12 protein-coding genes and 1 riboswitch are annotated in these 17974 nt (G+C 70.0%); of the genes, 5 read left to right on the top strand and 7 right to left on the bottom strand.

Features of this window, described 5'->3' with window-relative positions:
* Positions 1-34: 34 nt before the first annotated feature.
* Genes uca through MFF21_RS10230 form a run of 3 tightly spaced genes read right to left on the bottom strand, consistent with a single transcriptional unit; the run spans position 35 to position 5060 of the window.
* Complete coding sequence (uca, locus tag MFF21_RS10240) at positions 35-3604, bottom strand: urea carboxylase (RefSeq protein ID WP_238311050.1); 3570 nt, start codon at positions 3602-3604, stop codon at positions 35-37.
* A gap of 5 nt (positions 3605-3609) precedes the next feature.
* On the bottom strand, positions 3610-4236 hold the full coding sequence (locus MFF21_RS10235; RefSeq protein WP_238311049.1) for an urea amidolyase associated protein UAAP2: 627 nt from the start codon (positions 4234-4236) through the stop codon (positions 3610-3612).
* Positions 4237-4247: 11 nt separating this feature from the next.
* Positions 4248-5060 carry an urea amidolyase associated protein UAAP1 gene (locus MFF21_RS10230; protein WP_238311048.1) on the bottom strand — a complete coding sequence of 271 codons (813 nt, stop codon included), beginning with the start codon at positions 5058-5060 and terminating at the stop codon, positions 4248-4250.
* 241 nt (positions 5061-5301) lie between these two features.
* Positions 5302-5411: riboswitch (guanidine-I (ykkC/yxkD leader) on the bottom strand.
* A gap of 271 nt (positions 5412-5682) precedes the next feature.
* On the opposite strand from MFF21_RS10230, the gene MFF21_RS10225 reads away from it, so the two are divergent.
* Complete coding sequence (locus MFF21_RS10225) at positions 5683-5958, top strand: DUF2312 domain-containing protein (RefSeq protein WP_238311047.1); 276 nt, start codon at positions 5683-5685, stop codon at positions 5956-5958.
* Positions 5959-6027: 69 nt separating this feature from the next.
* On the opposite strand, the gene MFF21_RS10220 is transcribed toward MFF21_RS10225, so the two are convergent.
* The 3 genes from MFF21_RS10220 to MFF21_RS10210 are packed head-to-tail and all read right to left on the bottom strand — an operon-like array spanning position 6028 to position 8621.
* Entirely contained in the window at positions 6028-7092 is a 1065-nt protein-coding gene (locus MFF21_RS10220; RefSeq protein WP_238311046.1) for a heme-dependent oxidative N-demethylase family protein, read from the bottom strand.
* Between the two features lie 18 nt (positions 7093-7110).
* Entirely contained in the window at positions 7111-8055 is a 945-nt protein-coding gene (locus MFF21_RS10215; RefSeq protein ID WP_238311045.1) for a PDR/VanB family oxidoreductase, read from the bottom strand.
* A complete protein-coding gene (locus MFF21_RS10210; RefSeq protein WP_238311044.1) occupies positions 8052-8621 on the bottom strand; it encodes a dimethylamine monooxygenase subunit DmmA family protein in 570 nt (189 codons plus the stop codon). Before MFF21_RS10210 ends, MFF21_RS10215 begins: the two co-directional genes overlap by 4 nt.
* 799 nt (positions 8622-9420) lie before the next feature.
* On the opposite strand from MFF21_RS10210, the gene MFF21_RS10205 reads away from it, so the two are divergent.
* Positions 9421-11166, top strand: coding sequence for a trimethylamine N-oxide permease (locus tag MFF21_RS10205; RefSeq protein ID WP_238311043.1), 1746 nt, complete (start codon positions 9421-9423; stop codon positions 11164-11166).
* A gap of 168 nt (positions 11167-11334) precedes the next feature.
* On the opposite strand, the gene MFF21_RS10200 is transcribed toward MFF21_RS10205, so the two are convergent.
* The gene (locus MFF21_RS10200) at positions 11335-12393 is read right to left on the bottom strand and encodes a helix-turn-helix transcriptional regulator (RefSeq protein ID WP_238311042.1); all 1059 of its coding nucleotides are present in this window, start codon (positions 12391-12393) and stop codon (positions 11335-11337) included.
* Positions 12394-12840: 447 nt separating this feature from the next.
* Between MFF21_RS10200 and MFF21_RS10195 the strand changes: the two genes are divergently transcribed.
* The 3 genes from MFF21_RS10195 to MFF21_RS10185 are packed head-to-tail and all read left to right on the top strand — an operon-like array spanning position 12841 to position 17782.
* A complete protein-coding gene (locus tag MFF21_RS10195; protein WP_238311041.1) occupies positions 12841-13971 on the top strand; it encodes an aminomethyl transferase family protein in 1131 nt (376 codons plus the stop codon).
* 35 nt (positions 13972-14006) lie between these two features.
* Positions 14007-15362, top strand: a complete 1356-nt coding sequence (locus MFF21_RS10190; protein WP_238311040.1) for a trimethylamine monooxygenase — start codon at positions 14007-14009, stop codon at positions 15360-15362.
* 44 nt (positions 15363-15406) lie between these two features.
* Complete coding sequence (locus MFF21_RS10185; protein ID WP_283206522.1) at positions 15407-17782, top strand: trimethylamine N-oxide demethylase; 2376 nt, start codon at positions 15407-15409, stop codon at positions 17780-17782.
* Positions 17783-17974: the final 192 nt, after the last annotated feature.

The following is a 17974-nucleotide window of genomic DNA, read 5'->3' as shown; positions in this document are numbered from 1 at the left end:
CGGCCGATGTCGGCCGCAGGGGCGGCCGCCGGCGTCACGCCTCCTCGATCACCGCCACGAGGTCGCCCGCCCGCAGGGTGCGGCCGGGCTGGGCCCGGACCGCGCGGACGCGGCCGGAAGCGGGGGCGTTGACGTCGATCTCCATCTTCATCGCCTCGAGGATCGCGATGGTCTGGCCGGCCTCGACCCGGTCGCCTTCGGCGATCAGCACCTTCCAGACATTGCCCGGCACGGTGGTCGGGGCGCCGAGGCAGCCCGGTGGGATCTCGGCCGCTTCCAGGGGGCCGCCCTCGTCGGCCACGAAGCTGTCGAGGCCGTTGGCCTTCCAGCGCTCGCGCTCGGCTTCGAAGGCGGCTTGGCGGCGGGCGGTGAAGGCTTCGATCGCCTCGGCCTCGGCCGCCAGCGCCGCCCGATGCGCGGCGTAGGAGAAGGTGCCCTCCTCGATGCGCAGGGGATAGGCGCCGTGGGGGAAGGCGGCCCGGGCCTCCAGCAGCTCCTGCGCCGAGACCGGGAAGAAGCGGATCCGGTCGAAGGGGCGCAGCAGCCAGGGATGGCCGGGCACGAAGTCGCGGGTGGTCCGCCAGGTGTTCCAGACCTGGATCGTGCGCCCGAAGAGCTGGTACCCGCCCGGCCCCTCCATGCCGTAGATGCACATGTAGGCGCCCCCGATCCCGACCGCGTTCTCGGGCGTCCAGGTGCGGGCGGGATTGTATTTGGTGGTCACCAGCCGGTGGCGCGGATCGACCGGCGTCGCCACCGGCGCGCCGAGATAGACGTCGCCGAGCCCCATCACGAGATACTGCGCGTCGAACACGATCGCGCGCACGGCATCCGCGTCGGGCAGGCCGTTGATGCGCCGGATGAACTCGATGTTCGAGGGGCACCAGGGCGCGTTCGGCCGCACCAGCTCCTGGTACTTGCGCATGGCGAGGGCGGCCTGCGGATCGTCCCAGGAGAGCGGCAGGTGGACGGTCCGGCTCGGGACGCTGATCGCCTCCGCCGGCGGCAGGCTCGCCTCGATCTCGCGCAGCAGGCCGAGGAGGCGCGCCCGCGGCACCCGGGTGCCGTCGTAGTGGATCTGGAGCGAGCGGATGCCGGGGGTGAGGTCGATGAGCCCCGGCAGTCCTGCGGCGGCCTCGGCGAGCCGGTGCACCCGCAGGCGCAGGCCGAGATCGAGGCTCATCGGCCCGTACTCGACGAGCAGGTTGTCGTCGCCCTGGCGGCGATAGACCACCGGCACCGGCCCGGCCTCGTCCCGGGCGAGGATGGCCGAGCCGATCTCCGGCGCCGGGCGATGCACCGCGGGAGCGGCCAGCGTCTCGGCCAGGGTCGGGCCGGCGACGGGATCCTCCGGCCGCGCCGCGGGCCGGAACCGCACCGTGTCGCCCGGCCGCAGCTGGCCGAGCTTCCAGAGCTCGTCGCGGGCCACGACGGCGGGGCAGACGAAGCCGCCGAGGCTCGGGCCGTCCGGGCCGAGCAGGATCGGCATGTCGCCGGTGAAGTCGATGGCGCCGACCGCGTAGGCGTTGTCGTGCAGGTTCGAGGGGTGCAGGCCCGCCTCGCCGCCATCGGGGCGGGCCCAGCGCGGCGTCGGCCCGATCAGGCGCACGCCGGTGCGGGCGGAGTTGAAATGCACCTCGTAGGCAGCCGAGAACAGGTCGGCGATGTCGGCGTCCCGGAAGAAGTCCGGCGCGCCGTGCGGGCCGTAGACGACGCCGATCTCCCAGTCGTGGGTCAGCGGCGCCGGCCCGGGCGGCGCAGGGGACGGCGCAGGGGACGGCGAAGGGGCGGGCGCGTCGGCGAGATGCAGGGTCTCGCCGGCCTTGAGCACCCCCGTGGCGTGCCCGCCGAAGGCCCCGAGCGCGAAGGTCGCCCGCGAGCCGAGCACCACCGGCGCGGCGAAGCCCCCGCGCACGGCGAGATAGGCCCGCTGCCCCGGCCCGGCGATCGCGCCGATGGCGAGACTCTGGCCGGCGGCCACGGCGAAGGCTTCCCCGTGCGGGCGCGGGGCGCCGTCGAGGGTCAGGGCCATGGCGGCCCCGGCGAGCGCCACCACCGCGTCGGTGTGGAAGCGCAGCGTCGGGCCGGAGACGGTGAGTTCGAGGGCGCAGGTCTCGCCCGGATTGCCGACGAGGGCGTTGGCCCGGGCGAAGGAGCGGGCATCCATCGGCCCGCTCGGCGGCACGCCGACATGCCAGAGGCCGAGCCGGCCGGGCAGCTCCTGGAGGCTCGATTGCGGCCCCGGCTGCAGCACCGCGACGCCCCGGGGCGCATAGGCCAGGTCGCGCAGCGCCGTGGTGGCGACGCGCCCGCTCGCCAGCATCTCGGACCCGGCGATGGTGCGCAGGTAGTCGAGATTGGTCTCGATGCCGGACACCGCGGTCTCGGCGAGCGCCGCGCGCAGGGCCGCGATCGCCGCCGGGCGGTCGGCGCCCGTGACGATGATCTTGGCGAGCATCGGGTCGTAATAGGGCGTCACCTCGGTGCCGGTGGCGATCCAGCCGTCGATGCGCGCCCCGGCCGGGAAGCGCACCTCGGTGAGCAGGCCCGCGCTCGGCGCGAACTGGGCGTGCGGGATCTCGGCATAGAGCCGCGCCTCGATCGCGGCGCCGCGGGGGGCCGGCGGGCCGGCCGGCCCGATCGGATCCTCGCCGGCCGCCTGGCGGATCATCCATTCGACGAGATCGACGCCGAACACCGCCTCGGTGACCGGGTGCTCGACCTGCAGGCGGGTATTGACCTCGAGGAAGGAGAAATCCTCGCGCTGCGGATCGTAGATGAACTCGACGGTGCCGGCGGAGGCGTAGGCCACGCTCTCCCCGAGGGTCACCGCCGCGGCGTGCAGGCGGGCGCGCACCGCCTCGGACAGGCCGGGGGCCGGCGTCTCCTCGATCACCTTCTGGTTCCGGCGCTGCAGCGAGCAGTCGCGCTCGCCGAGCGCCACGACCCGGCCGCGCCCGTCGCCGAAGATCTGCACCTCGACATGGCGCGCCTCGGCCACGAAGCGCTCGAGATAGACGCGGGCGTCGCCGAAGCTCGCCTGGGCGGTGCGCTCCACCGCCGCGAAGCGCTCGGCCAGCTCCGCGGGCGCGGCGCAGAGATGCATGCCGATGCCGCCGCCGCCCGCCGTGCTCTTGAGCATCACCGGATAGCCGATCGCCTCCGCCGCGCGCAGCGCGCTCTCGACATCCGGCAGCAGGTCGGTGCCGGGCAGGAGCGGCACGCCGCTCGCCCGGGCCAGTTCCCGCGCCGTGTGCTTGAGGCCGAAGGCGCGCAGATGCTCCGGCCGCGGGCCGATGAAGGCGATGCCCTCCGCCGCGAGCCGCTCGGCGAAGGCCGCGTTCTCCGACAGGAAGCCGTAGCCGGGATGCACGGCCTCCGCCCCCGTCGCCCGGCAGGCGGCTAGCACCGCCTCGACGTCGAGATAGCTCTGGGCGGCGGGCGCGGGGCCGAGGCGCACGGCCTCGTCCGCCTCCAGCACGCCGGGGGTGAAGCGGTCGGCATCCGAGTAGACGGCGACCGAGGCGATGCCCATGCGCCGGAGCGTGCGCACGACGCGGCGGGCGATCTCGCCGCGATTGGCGACCAGGACCTTGCGGAACATGCGCCTCAGGCCCCGTCCCGGATGGTCACGCGGATCGGCGTCGGGTTGAAGCCGTTGCAGGGATTGTTGATCTGCGGGCAGTTCGAGATCACGCAGATCACGTCCATCTCCGCCCGCAGCTCGACATGGTCGCCCGGCTTCGAGACGCCGTCGGCGATGGCGAGCGTGCCGTCCTGCTCGATCGGCACGTTCATGAAGAAGTTGATGTTCGGCACGATGTCGCGCTTCGACAGGCCGTATTTCGCGACCTCCAGGGCGAAGTTCTCGCGGCAGGCATGCAGGTACTTGGTCGCGTGGCCGAAGCGCACCGTGTTGCTCTCGCAGGAGCAGGCGCCGGCGGAGGTGTCGTGGCGGCCGCAGCTGTCGGCGGTCACCGTCAGCATCACCCGGCCCTCGTTGGAGATCACCCGCGTGCCGGTGGTGACGTAGGCGGAGCCCTGCATCCGCAGGGTGTCCTGCGCGGAGTAGCGCTCGCCCATGTCGTCGGCCCGGTAGAACAGGGTGTCGACGGCCTGGCAGCCCTCGCTATCGGTGATGCGCAGGGTCTGGCCGCGGCGCACGAGGCCCGACCAGGGCGCCTCGGCGGGCACAAGTTCGTCGCGCAGGATGGCGCCGGTGCTGGTCTCGGTCATGGGGGCCTCCCTCACAGGCACGCGGCGGCGTTGTTCTCGAAGCCGCGCACGGCCTCGAGGGTGGCGGTGCGGCAGAGATCGTCCGCCTGCGGCGCGGGGGCGCGGAAGCGCGTCGCCGCGACGGGAGGGGGGGCGTAGTCCGGGGCCGGATCGAGGGGATGGGGGCAGTTCGACAGGGCGACGAGGAGGTCCATCTCGGCGCGCAGGTCGACGAAGTCGCCCCCGCGGCGGCCGGCGGCGTTCCAGGCGAAGCGGCCCTCCGCGCCCACCTGAACGGGGGCGAAGAAGGAGAGGCAGGGGGGCAGGTCGCGCCGGTCGAGCCCGTGCTTCAGGGCGGCGAGCAGGAGGTTGTCGCGGGTGTTGCGGTGCGGCCCGCCGGGATAGCGCCCCGCGTTCGAGGCGGCGGTGGAGCCGCCGGTCAGGGCGTCGTGGGCGCCGCAGGAATCCTCGATCAGGGAGAGCATCACCCGGCCCATGTCCGAGAACAGGACCCGGCCCTTGCCCAGGGCCGCGGTCCACTGGATCTTGACCGTGTCGGCGTAGTTCAGGCGCTCGCTGGGATCCCGCGCGCTCCAGGCCACCAGGGCGACGCTGGACGGCCCTTCCTCCAGGGCGATCCGCAGGCCCTCGCCGGCCTTCAGCGGCGTGGCCCAGTACCAGCCGCCGGGGATGACCTCGCGGTGGATCACCGCCTCCGCCGCGAGCGGGGGCGCCCCGCGCGGGCTCGGCGGCGGCAGGGTCCGCGCCGTGTGGCCCTGGGCCGCCTGCTTCAGGGCCTCGTAGCGCCGGCGGTTCTCGGCGATCGTCGCCTCTGTCCGGGACATGTCCGTCTCCTTCGGGATCGGCCGGGTCGTCCCGGTCTCACGGAGCCCGTCGAGGCCGGGTCGTCCCGGCGGGGCGGATCGGGGGAGGTTGCGCGCCGGCGCTCACGACGCGCGTGAGCGCGCGCCGCGGGGCGGCGGGCGCTTCGGGACGGGCGGTGTGTGGATCGGGCGAGTCATCTGATCCCTTCCATCCGAGAAAGGGATTGCGCACGACCTTCGCTCGCCATCCCTGGCCAGTGAGGTCTCCCGGGCTTTTGTCCCGCCGTGCATCCGGGCGGATGTCTCCCGCGCCGGAGACCGCTCTCGGACCAGACGCATCGGTGCGATGCCGGAACCCTAGCGGTCAACTCGGCAAGAATTTTATCGAGGCGGCACGGCGACGGTCAATCCGAGATCAGGACCGGATTGCGCAAATTGAATCGTGCTCGTGATGCGTTTTTAATCCGAATGTTGCTTGAAGAGGCAGTTTGTCCGCTATCCTCGACGCCTCGGATTCGTCCCGGCGCCGGCCAGGGCGTGGCGCATGCCAGGGCGATTCTCCGTGGCCGCGCGCATCCGGGCCTTAACCCTCCGCTTACCGTGGCCGCCGAGGGTGGGCGCCTCAGGTGAGCACGAGGAAGGCATGACCGAGACCACGGACACGGTAGGCGTCGCGGGCGCGCGCATCCGCTCCATCATCGAGCGGGTCGAGCAGGTCGAGGAGGAGATCAAGGCCCTGATGGAGGGCAAGAAGGAGATCTTCGCCGAGGCCAAGGGCGAGGGGCTCGACGTGAAGGTGCTCAAGGAGATCCTGAAGCTGCGCAAGCAGGACAAGGACGAGCGCGACGAGCAGGAGAGCCTGCTCGAGGTCTATCTGCGCGCCATGGACGCGCCCTCGCCCGTCGCCAAGGCGGCGTGAAGCCGGCGGGCTGGCGGGAAGGCCAGCCCGTGCGGAACCTCCCGGTGGCGCCGCCGCCGGGACCGGCGGTCAGGCCGGCGGCAGGACCGTCTGGTCCGGCTGGATGCCGAGCGAGAGCTCGGCCCCGTCGTCCTGCGGCGCGAGGCGCGCGAGGATGGTCTCGCGGTAGCGGGTGAGGCCCTTGTACTCCGCGAGCTCGGGCGGCAGCGTCGTCAGCACCCGGTTCAGGCGCTTGCGCCACTTCTCCACGCGCTCGATGTCCTTGAGGCTGAGCAGGTAGCAGCGGATGCCGAACAGGATCGCGTTGGAGCGCGGCAGCCGGAACAGGGTCTGCAATTCGACCCGCAGATGCACCTTCTCAGCGACGTTCTCCGGCGTCACCGTGGTCCGGTCCGGCCCCCAATCGGGATAGTTCTCCGGCGAGGTGTCGAGGCGGGGATTGATGGTCATGGTCCAGTTCAGGCGCCGGACCGGATGGCCGTATTGCAGGCGCAGCAGGAAGCGCAGCGCCCGGTCGAACACGCCGATGTCGTGGGCGAGCGGCACCGGCCCGTGCCATTCGTGGAAGGACATGCCGATGTCGAAATCGAGGGACCAGTCGGCCTGGGTCGTCACCATGCCGCCATCGACGAAGAGATTGTCGTCGCGCTGATCCTGCAGGGTGAAGTCGCCCTGGGCCTGGCGGGTGATGTATTCGAAGGGCTCGCAGGGCAGCGTCTCCGGCTTGCCGAAGACGAAGCTCTGATCGATGCCGAGGGGCCGGTTGATCCAGCGCCAGGTGTCGCCGTCCTTCTCCAAGCTGAAATGCTCGGGATAGTCCGCCGCGAGGCTCTCCATCAGCAGTTCGAGCGTGTCCCATTGCGCCGGCATCATGTGCGGCAGCACCTGGCAGCGGCCGGGATCGTCGGCGAGCACCAGGGCGCGCTCCTGGCACTCGGCGATGTAATGCTCGTCGATGTCGAAGGGGTGGGCGAAGGCCGGGGTCGGGCCGCCGCGGGTATGGGGCTCGATATTGACCGAGTACATGTAGCGGTCCTCCCCGAACGGGAAGGGAAAGCGCAGTACGCCCGCGTCGCTGTTGACGTAGGAGAAGCTCTCGCGGAACCGCTCGTCCTTGCGGAACTGAATGCCCATCGGGGTCCCTCCTTGATCTTACAGGTCGAGCACGAGCGCGTCGGAGCGGGCCCGTGACACACAGGTCGCGATCAGCTTGCCGTCGGCCCGCTCCGCCTCGGTGAGGACGTGGTCGCGATGCTCCACCGCGCCGTCGATCACGCCCGTGAGGCAGACGCCGCAGGCGCCGCCGCGGCACAGGCAGGGCGCCTCGACCCCCGCCGCCTCCAGGGCTTCGAGCAGGCTCTGCGTCTCGGAGACGGCGATGCTGCGCCCCGAGCGGGCGAGCCTGACGGTGAAGGGCTTGCCGCCCTCGGCCCCGCCGAAGCTCTCCTTGTGGATGGAATGGCTCGGCCAGCCGAGATCGAGCGCCGCCTGCTCGACCGCTGCCATCAGGCGCTCCGGGCCGCAGGTATAGACATGCGTGCCCAGCGGCTGGTCGGCGAGGATCTCGGCGACCGAGCGCCGGGAGGCGCTGCCATGGATGGTGACGGCGCCGCCCGCTTCCGCGAGCAGCTGCCCGAAGGTCTCCGTCTCCGCGTCGGTGCAGTATTGATGCAGCTCGAAGGCCGCGCCCCGGGCGCGCAGGACCGGCAGGAAGGACAGGAAAGGCGTGAGCCCGATGCCGCCGCCGATCAGGATGTGGCGGCGGGCCAGGCTGGCGATGGGGAACAGGCTCGCCGGCGCCCCGATCTCGACGCGGTCGCCAATGCGAAGATGGTCGTGCAGGAAATGCGAGCCGCCCCGCGACGCCTCCACCCGGCGCACGATGATCGCGTAGGCGTCGCGCGCCTCCGGCGGCGTGACCAGGGAATAGGCGTTCTTCCAGACGCGCTCGGGCCCGCGCAGGGTCACGAGGATATGCGCCCCCGGCGCGGCGGTCGGGAAGGATCCCCGCTCCGGCTCGAAGCGGAAGCGCTTCAGGGTCGGGCTCAAGGACTCGATGCCGGCCACGCGGGCCGGGAGGGTGCCGTCGAGGATCATGGATAGGCCCGTTCCGCCTGCGGGACGTCGCCCGGTTGCTCCGCGTCGACCTTGACGCCCTGGAAGGCCGAGAGCCGGCGCGAGAAGTGGTCGCGTACGAACAGATTCGCGCCGCAGCCGGCGCAGCGCACGATCGTGGTGGTGACGCCCTCGTTGAAGGTCTTGCAATGGACGCACTGGACCCGGCGGGCCAGGGTGCCGGACTGCTTCAGGAAGACCTCCTGCCGGCCGAGGCCATGGGCCTGGGCGATCCCGAACACGTCCCAGAGGAAATCCTCCGGGCCCTCGGCATAGAGGCGCAGGCCCATCCGTTCGGAGGCGAGGCGCCGGCCCAGGGTCTCCATGAGCTGGCGGGCGGAGCGGAAGCGGCGCTCCCCCTCCCCCTGCGGGCGTTCGAGGGTGCCCTCCGCGCTCGCCGGCGCGACGGTCCAGCTCTCGAGGGGACCGTCCGCCAGGGCGGGAGGCGGCGGCTCCGATCCGGCGGAGACGTAGAGATGGCGCCGCCCGGACGAGTCGCGGCGCAGGGCGGCATAGATCGGTCGGCTCTTGATGCCCTGATCGGTCATCGTCACCTCGGGAGGAAAGGGTGTGCATCGGCCCGGCATCGGCGCCGGAGCTTGGGCGGGCCTCGGGCGGATCCTGTCGCGTCCCGCAGGCCGAATTCTCGATGAGAACGATACTTTCTCATCAAGAATAACATTGTCAATCGGGGCGTGTGCGGGATCTGGAGGACGTGGCGAATCTCCCCCGTTGCGGCGGCCTCGCTCGCGGGCGTCGCCAACATCCTGATGAAAAAGGGGAAATCTCAAAGTCGGCCGGATTCGCCGGCGCGCCGGCCCACGATGCCGGGCATGACTCGGTGCCACGCTCCCGCCGCAGAGCGCCCGCTTGACGGGCATAATGCACTAAAATTCTTCATTGTGATCAAAATCACGGCATAATTCGAGCATTGCCGGTTTGGCGAGCAGGATTCTGCTTGACAGCCCATCCCCCCAGGGAAATGAATATTCTCATCGAGAACCGAGGCGGGATGCGCCCCGTCGCGGTCCGAGCGTCCGGAATGAAGGGCCGCCGACGCACGGATTGTCTCTGTCTGAGGCGATATCTCGTCGATCTTCGATTCTGAGCCATGCTCAGCAGCCAATACGAAGTGAAGCGGCCCCATGCGATCGAATCTCCATAGCACAACCGCCTGAAGGCGGAGACGAGACAGGAATGACGTCCCGCCGCGTTCCGCGGACGGACGCGATGTGCCTGTTTTTCCGTGGCCGAACCGGCCGCGTGATCTCGAATGAGCGGATTCGGATCTTTGTTTTCCCGAATCGAACGGCATCACCCCGCAAATCCTGTTTGGGAGATCTCACGATGAGTGTCGGAATCAGTTCGACGACGCCGGTCTCGCCGGCCGTCCCCATCGCCACCGGCGTGGACCAGGGCCAGCTTCACCGCAGCATCAACTGGACGGGCGCCTTCTGGGTCGCGAGCGGCGTGCCGGCCCTGGTGCTGTTCTCGGTGGGCGGCATCGCCGGCAATACCGGCAAGCTCGCCTTCGTGATCTGGACGCTGTCCATGCTGATGGGCTTCATCCAGTCCTTCAGCTACGCCGAGATCGCGGGCCTGTTCCCGAACAAGTCCGGCGGCGCCTCGGTCTATGGCGCGGCCGCCTGGGTGCGCTACTCGAAGCTGATCGCGCCGCTCTCGGTCTGGTGCAACTGGTTCGCCTGGAGCCCGGTGCTCTCCCTCGGCTGCTCGATCGCCGCCTCCTACATCATCAACGCGCTCGCGCCGGCGCCCACGGCGACCTCGCCGGCCGTGGTGCAGTGGCTCGCCGCCCACGGCGCCGCCCTCCAGGGCACGGAGGCGGAAAAGCTCGCCGCGGCGGTGGCGGCAGTCTCGCCGACCTTGCGGACCTGGACCCTGTTCTCGACCGCCCTCGGGCCGGTCTCGTTCTCGCTCAACGCCGCCTTCTTCATCGGCGCGGTGCTGATGCTCGCGGTCTTCGCCGTGCAGCACCGGGGCATCCTCGGCACGGCCAACGTGCAGAAGTGGATCGGCCTGCTCGTCATCGTGCCGATGTTCATCGTCGGCGTGGTGCCCCTGCTCCTGCACGGGGTGAACTGGGGCAACTTCACGCCGCTGGTGCCGCTCGCCGCCCCCGCCGCGCCGGAGCCCGGCGCCTGGAACATCACCGGCTGGACGCTGGTGCTGGGCGGCATGTTCATCGCCGCCTGGTCGACCTACGGCTTCGAGACTGCGATCTGCTACACCAGCGAGTTCAAGGATCCGAGCCGCGACACCTTCAAGGCGATCTTCTATTCGGGCCTGCTCTGCCTCGCTTTGTTCACCCTGGTGCCCTTCACCTTCCAGAGCATGCTCGGCGTCGAGGGCATGCTGGAGCCCTCCGTGGTCGACGGCTCGGGCGTCGCGGCGGCCCTCGCCCACATGGTCGGCGGCGGCCCGGTGATCGAGAGCGTCCTGGTGATGCTGATGATCCTCGCCCTGATCCTGTGCATCATGACCGCGATGGCCGGCTCCTCGCGCACGCTCTACCAGGGCTCGGTCGATGGCTGGCTGCCGCGCTATCTCAGCCATGCCAATGCGCACGGCGCCCCGACGGCGGCGATGTGGACCGATCTCGGCGTGAACCTGCTGGTGCTGGCGATCGCCTGCGCCGACGCGACGAGCTTCTTCTTCATCCTCGCCGTGTCGAATTGCGGCTACATCATCTTCAACTTCCTCAACCTGAACGCGGCCTGGATCCACCGCATCGACTCGGCCCGCGTGCCGCGTCCCTACCGGGCGCCGACCTTCGTGCTGGTGCTGGGCGGCCTCTTCGCCTTCGTGAACGTGGTCTTCATGGGCGCGGGCGCGAAGGTGTGGAACCCGGTCGCCCTCTGGGCGGGGCTGATCACCGCGGCCCTGATCATCCCGGTCTTCCTGTTCCGCCACTATGTGCAGGACGGCGGCAAGTTCCCGCACGAGACCTTCGAGGACCTTCATGTCGGTCCGGAGGGCGCCGTCAGCGCCAAGCGGGCCGGGATCCTGCCCTACCTCACCCTCGTCGCCGGCGTGGCGGTGCTGCTGATCTCGAACTGGTTCTTCACGCTCTGAGACCGGCTTGATCCCGAGAACGGCCCGGCGCGGGGACACCCGCGCCGGGTTTTTGTGCTTTGTCAGGCGGGGCGGCCGGAAGACGGCGCGGGAAGCCTCCCCCTCTCCCGGCCTGCGGGGCGAGGGGCGCCCCGGCACCGACGCGCCCGACCGCTCAGGCCGCGGGAATCAGGTCGAGGGGAAGAACGGGCTGAACTTCTTCACGAGGTCGCGCTCCGAGGAGACCTCGGCTTTGCGGTAGATGCGCAGCTTGCAGTTCTTGATCGTGCCCTTGCTGATCGCCAGGGCCTGCGCGATCTGCCCCGTGGCCTGCCCCTTCATCGTCAGGCTGAGGATGTCGCGCTCCCGCGGGGTGAGCGCCTGCAGGATCTGGGCGGCGGCCCGGTAATCCACCGAATCCTCCTGCGCCGCGGCGCGGGCCTCCAGGGTGAAGATCCGGCCGCCGGGCGCCAGGGGGAAGTCTCGGTCGAAGGGCTCGGTCTTCAGGACGTAGTCCCGCCCCTGCAGCGTCGTCAGGCCCTCCGCGCTGCCGAAGGCGGCGATCAGGGGCAGGATCGAGGCATCCGCCGCCACCGCCTCGCGCCAGGAGGCGTTCGAGAACACCTCCACGGCGTGCCGGTCGCGGATCAGGGTCGGGCGGCTGACGAGGCCGCCGCTGGCCGCCCCGCTCGTGTAGCGCAGGTGGTTGAAGAGCTGCCCGAGATGGCTGCGGTGATAGCCCTCCAGCGCCGGGAAGATCAGCTTGGCCCGCTCGATATCCGCCTTCGAGAAGCTGCCCCGCTCGCGCTCCAGGAACAGGCCGAAGCAGCAATGCCCGACGGTGGAGAAGAACATCCCGATCTCATCGGCGATCTTGGCCGTCGGTGTGAAGATCTGCTTGTAGAGAATCGCTTCCGGGCCCTCCGCGGCGATCTCCGAGAGGGTGAGCACCCCCGGCTGCCCCGTGCGGCGCCAGCGGGCGGAGAATGGATCGAGATACTGCCCCTTCTCGTCGTAGAAGGCGACGATCTCGTCCGGCACGCCCGCGGTGTAGAGCACGTCGGGGGGCGCGACCCGCGAATAGCGGATGATCCAGCTCGAATCGTGCCGGATGCAGAGCCCGGCCAGATGCAGCAACTTGCGATGGAAGCTGTCCGTCCCGATCGAGGCGGCGACCTCGCCGAGCTGCGCGAACCATTCGCCGTCGGTCAGCCGGACGGGGTCGACGCTGCGCGGAGCCTCGCTCACGCGGGGGGCGATCCGCCGAGGCTTGTCATCGGGCTCGAAGCCGAACGTCGCGGAAGGCGAAGGCAGCAAGGGAAAAGGCCTCTATTCGCACGTCCTGATTGTCGCCGACCGAACAACTTTCTGTGCTGACGGCGCCGGACGCAAGGATCTTCCGTAGGCAAGGATCGTGCGGGGACCGTGCTTTCCCCTCCTGTCGCGATGATCTCCGCCCCCGGGCCGGGCCGATGGTGCCAACAGTCACCATTGCTCCGCCGTTCCGGCGAGGTCTAAAAATTTTCCCGACAAGAAAGATGTCCGGCGAGGAGGGCGCAATCCCCTCGCCGGCCGGCACGCCCGGCGGCCCTTCATCAGCCGGGCCGCGTGCCGGCCGCCTGATGACCCGACGCTGCGCGGGCCAATCCCCCGTGTCCGGTCGAGACCACCTCCGCGAGAGAAGGGGCAGACGACATGAGCTACAAAGATTTCCCCCGCCAATCCGCCCTCAACGAGCGCCACCTCGCGCTGGGCTCGAAGCTGGACGCGGAATGGAACGGGATGCCGATCCCGCAGACCTATTCCACCGATCCCTACGAGGAGACCACCATCGTCCGGTCCAGGGCCGGTTTGTTCGACGTGACCGGCCTGCGCCTCATCGACGTCTCCGGCCCCGATGCCGAGGCGATGCTCAACGCCATGCTGACGAGCGACGTCTCCACGCTGAAGCCGGGCGAATCGGCGATCAGCAACATCGTCGACGACGAGGGCTCGCTGATCGACGACGTGCTCGTCTACCGCGACGGGCCCCAGGCCTTCCGCCTCTCCCATGGCGGCGGCAGCCTGGAGGACGCGCTGCCGCTCTTCACCGAGGGGCGCAACGTCACGGTGGCCAAGGACGACGACGTCCACATCCTCTCGCTCCAGGGTCCCCTCGCCCTCGACATCCTGAAGCCGCACACGCCCCTCGACCTGGCCGGGCTGAAATACTTCCGGCACGCCCGCACGACGCTGTTCGGCTACGACGTGTCGCTGGCCCGGGGCGGCTATTCCGCCGAGCGCGGCTACGAGGTGTTCTGCGCGGCCAAGGACGCGGTCGCGATCTGGGACGCGATCCTGGCGGCCGGCAAGCCCTTCGGCATCTGCGCCGCCTCCTGGGCCTGCCTCGACATCGTGCGGGTCGAGGGCGCGCTGCTGTTCTTCCCCTTCGACATGCCGCTGCCCGACACCACCCCCTGGGAGGTCGGCGCCGATTGGACGGTCGATCTGAGCAAGCCGGATTTCCGCGGCAAGGCCGCCCTGGAGCGCCGCCGCAACGCGATCCGCTTCCGCCAGGTCGGGCTCGAGGTTCTCGACGACGAGGCGGTGCCTCCCGGCTCCCGGATCTTCCACGAAGGCCGCGAGGTCGGCACGCTCAACAGCTCGACCTATAGCCGCCACCTGATGAAGTCCCTCGGCCTGGCGCATCTGCCGCCGGAGCTCGCGGCCCTCGGCACCGCCGTCGAGATCCGCACGGACAAGGGCAATCTCGCCGCCAACGTGGTGCGCACGCCCTTCTACGACCCGATGCGCCTGCGCACGCACCCGCTCGACGAGCGCGCCTGACCCGATCCTTCAGCCGATTTCCGAGGGAACTCACTATGACCAAGCGTGTCGCCATCATCGGCGCCGGCCCGAGCGGTCTGGCGCAGCTGCGGGCCTTCGAGGCCGCGCGCCGGGCCGGCGCCGAGGTGCCCGAGCTCGTCTGCTACGAGAAGCAGTCGAACTGGGGCGGTTTGTGGAACTACACCTGGCGCACCGGTCTCGACGAGAACGGTGAGCCGGTCCACGGCAGCATGTACCGTTACCTCTGGTCGAACGGCCCGAAGGAATGCCTGGAATTCGCCGATTACTCCTTCGAGGAGCATTTCGGCCGGCCGATTCCCTCCTACCCGCCCCGGGCCGTGCTGCACGACTACATCGCCGGCCGGGTCGAGCGCAGCGACGTGCGCAAGTATATCCGCTTCTGCACCCCGGTGCGCTGGGTCTCCTATTCCGAGGAGACCGGCACGTTCACCGTGACGGCCAAGGATCTGATCAAGGACGAGCACCAGACGGAAGAGTTCGACCACGTGGTCGTCGCCAACGGCCACTTCTCGGTGCCCAACGTCCCGCATTTCGAGGGCATCGAGCAGTTCCCGGGCCGGGTCATGCACGCCCACGATTTCCGCGTGGCGGACGAGTTCGCCGGCAAGCGCATCCTGATGGTGGGCTCGAGCTACTCGGCCGAGGATATCGGCACGCAGTGCATCAAGTACGGCGCCAAGGGCATCGTGTTCAGCTACCGCACCAAGCCGATGGGCTTCGACTGGCCCGCCGGCTTCGAGGAGCGGCCGCTGCTGACCAAGTTCACCGGCAAGGTCGCCCATTTCAAGGACGGCTCCTCGGCCGAGGTCGACGCGGTGATCTTCTGCACCGGCTACCAGCACAGCTACCCGTTCCTGCCGGATTCCCTGCGGCTCAAGACCAAGAACTGCCTCTACCCGGCCGGTCTCTACAAGGGCATCTTCTGGCAGGACAATCCGAAGCTGATCTATCTCGGCATGCAGGACCAGTATTACACCTTCAACATGTTCGATGCGCAGGCGTGGTACGCCCGCGACGTGATCATGGGCAAGCTGGCGCTGCCGAGCCGCGAGGAACAGGCCGCCGACATCGCCAAGTGGCTGGCCGACCAGGACACCCTGACCAACCCCTTCGAGGCGATCGACTTCCAGACCGAGTACGTCCGCGAGCTGCTGGCCGCGACCGACTACCCGCATCTCGACGTCGACAAGGTGGCGGCCCTGTTCAAGGAATGGGAGCACCACAAGATGGAAGGCATCCTGACCTATCGCGACCGGTCCTATCCCTCGACCATCACCGGCACGATGTCGCCCGGCCATCACACCACCTGGATGAAGGCCCTGGACGATTCGCTCCCCGCCTTCATGGGCCTGCCCCAGGCGGCCGAGTAGGCCCGGTCCCGTCCGCGAACCGATCCCGAGGAACGAGGGATGCCATGAACCAGATCTGGTTTCAGCCTGCCCTGCAGCCGGGGGGCGGCGCGACGCTGCCGCCCCGGGAGCGCTCGATCCGTGTGCCGGGGGGCCGGTGCTGCGTCTTCGCGGTCTCGGCCGGTGACGCCTTACGCGTCGTCGACCCGGAGGGGCTGCAGGGGGGGCTGCTCTACGCCCTGCCCGGCACCTTCGAGGCGGGATCGGCCGGGCCGCCGCCGGCGCTCGCCGCCCTGCTCGAGGACGGCCTCGGCGCGGCCGCGGCGGCGCGGTCCGCCCTGGACGCGGGCGGGATCGGTCCCTCGGACCTCGCCGGTCTCGTGATCCTCGACGGGGAGCATGCGGCCGGCGCCGCCTGGGAGGGCGTCGCCGCGCAAGCCTCGTTCTGCGTTCTGGTCGCCCCGGGCGCGCCGATGGCGCCCGAGGCGCAGAATCCGCCGACCGAGCTGCGGCTGGTGATCCGGCCCGCCGCCTCGATCGTCGGGCAGGCGCCCCCTCCCCTCGCCCCGCCGCTGCAGGATCTGCGCGTCGACGCGGCGACGGCCCGCGCCTTCACGGTGAAGGCCGGACAATACATCCAGATCATCGACGTGGACGGGCGCCAATGCGCCGACTTCCTGGCCTTCGATGCCGCCGAACTGGCGCAGGGCCGCGAATGCGGGCTCGACGCCACCACGACGCATACGCTGATGGGCACGTCCTCGCCGAAGCCGGGCCTGCACGCCAAGTATTTCGACGCGCGGATGGTGCCCCTCGTCGAGGTGGTGCAGGACACGGTCGGGCGCCACGACACCTTCATGCTCGCCTGCTCGGCGAAATACTATGAAGACATGGGCTATCCCGGCCATTCCAACTGCACCGACAATTTCAACGCGGTGCTGGCGCCGCACGGCATCGCGTCGCGCAAGGGCTGGCCGGCGATCAACTTCTTCTACAACACGATTCCCGGCGCGAACGACCGGATCGACATGGACGAGCCCTGGTCGCGGCCGGGCGACTACGTGCTCCTGCGAGCGCTGACCGATCTCGTCTGCGCCGCCTCCTCCTGCGCCGACGACATCGACCCGGCCAATGGCTGGTTCCCGACCGACATCCATGTGCGCGTCTACGACGCCGCCTGTGCCTTTCCCCGTGGGATGAGCCACCGCATGACGCCCGATTCCGAGCCGCGCCTGACCCGCGAGACGGGTTTCCACCCCCGTACCTCGTCCCTCACCCGCAAGATGGAGGATTATCGCGGCTTCTGGCTGCAGAGCTGCTTCTCCTCTGCCGGACCGATCGCCGAATACTGGGCTTGCCGCGAGCGCGCGGTGGTGCTGGACCTCTCGGCCCTGCGCAAGTTCGAGGTGATCGGCCCGGATGCCGAGGCGCTGATGCAGCTCGCGCTCACCCGCGACGTGCGCAAGCTCGCGGTCGGCCAGATCGTCTATGCGGCGATGTGCTACGAACATGGCGGCATGATCGACGACGGCACGCTGTTCCGTCTCGGCCCGACCAACTTCCGCTGGATTTGCGGCGACGAGTATTGCGGCCTGTGGCTGCGCCAGCTCGCCGAGCGGAACGGCTTCAAGGTCTGGGTCAAGGAATCGACCGACCAGCTCCACAACCTCTCCGTCCAGGGGCCCCGGGCCCGGGGCATCCTCGCGCCCCTCCTGGTGACGCCGCCGCATCAGCCGAGCCTGTCGGAGCTGAAATGGTTCCGCTTCACCGTCGGCCGCCTCGCCGGCGTGCCGGTGGTGGTCTCGCGCACGGGCTATACCGGCGAGCTCGGCTACGAGGTCTGGTGCCATCCCTCCCAGGCGGTCGCGGTCTGGGACGCGATCATGGAGGCGGGGGCGCCGCACGGCCTCACCCCGGCGGGCCTCGCCGCCCTCGACATGCTGCGCATCGAGGCGGGCCTCGTCTTCGCGGATTACGAGTTCTGCGACCAGACCGACCCGTTCGAGGCGGGCATTGGCTTCGCCGTGGCGACGGCGAAGGCCGATCCCTATATCGGCAAGGAGGCCCTGGAGCGCCGCCGGGCGGCGCCGCATCGCCGCCTCGTCGGCCTCGACGTCGCCGGCAACGAGGCGGTCGGCCATGGCGACCCGGTCTATGTCGGGCGCGGGCAGGTCGGCGTGATCACCAGCGCCCTGAAGTCGCCGATCCTGCGCAAGACCATCGCCCTCGCCCGGCTCGACGTCAGTGCCGCGGAGGACGGGACGGCGGTGGAGATCGGCAAGCTCGACGGCCACCAGAAGCGGCTCGCGGCGACCGTCGTGCCCTTCCCGCATTACGACCCCAAGAAGACCCGGGTGCGGGCCGAGGCGGACACGGCCGCGCCCCCGCCGCCCCCGGCCTCGGCCGCCGACACGGTGGCGACGGCGGGCATCCCCGCCTGAACCCCGACCTCTGACCCGACGCGAATCGTCGGGGCTTGTCCCGATCGGAATTTGAGACCCGCCAGCCTGGAGCGATCAGGCTGGCGGGCATTCCGTCTTGGCTAATCCCGGCAGTGATGAGCAAAACCCGGGACGTTGCAAAGTTGTGACACCGCGCTTCCAAAGCGCCTCAGCAAACAAAAGCGCGGCATT

The sequence above is a fragment of the Methylobacterium organophilum genome (assembly GCF_022179465.1).
GTDB lineage: Bacteria > Pseudomonadota > Alphaproteobacteria > Rhizobiales > Beijerinckiaceae > Methylobacterium > Methylobacterium organophilum.
Note: the sequence above shows the minus strand (reverse complement) of the source record. Positions and strands in the feature narration are given on the sequence as shown.

Bases quoted from the DNA above. Each gene is read 5' to 3' on its own strand.
- MFF21_RS10230 (WP_238311048.1), bottom strand. From the start codon at position 5,060: ATGTCCCGGACAGAGGCGACGATCGCCGAGAACCGCCGGCGCTACGAG.
- MFF21_RS10190 (WP_238311040.1), top strand. From the start codon at position 14,007: ATGACCAAGCGTGTCGCCATCATCGGCGCCGGCCCGAGCGGTCTGGCG.
- MFF21_RS10225 (WP_238311047.1), top strand. From the start codon at position 5,683: ATGACCGAGACCACGGACACGGTAGGCGTCGCGGGCGCGCGCATCCGC.
- MFF21_RS10220 (WP_238311046.1), bottom strand. From the start codon at position 7,092: ATGGGCATTCAGTTCCGCAAGGACGAGCGGTTCCGCGAGAGCTTCTCC.
- uca (WP_238311050.1), bottom strand. From the start codon at position 3,604: ATGTTCCGCAAGGTCCTGGTCGCCAATCGCGGCGAGATCGCCCGCCGC.
- MFF21_RS10210 (WP_238311044.1), bottom strand. From the start codon at position 8,621: ATGACCGATCAGGGCATCAAGAGCCGACCGATCTATGCCGCCCTGCGC.
- MFF21_RS10205 (WP_238311043.1), top strand. From the start codon at position 9,421: ATGAGTGTCGGAATCAGTTCGACGACGCCGGTCTCGCCGGCCGTCCCC.
- MFF21_RS10195 (WP_238311041.1), top strand. From the start codon at position 12,841: ATGAGCTACAAAGATTTCCCCCGCCAATCCGCCCTCAACGAGCGCCAC.
- MFF21_RS10235 (WP_238311049.1), bottom strand. From the start codon at position 4,236: ATGACCGAGACCAGCACCGGCGCCATCCTGCGCGACGAACTTGTGCCC.
- MFF21_RS10215 (WP_238311045.1), bottom strand. From the start codon at position 8,055: ATGATCCTCGACGGCACCCTCCCGGCCCGCGTGGCCGGCATCGAGTCC.
- MFF21_RS10185 (WP_283206522.1), top strand. From the start codon at position 15,407: ATGAACCAGATCTGGTTTCAGCCTGCCCTGCAGCCGGGGGGCGGCGCG.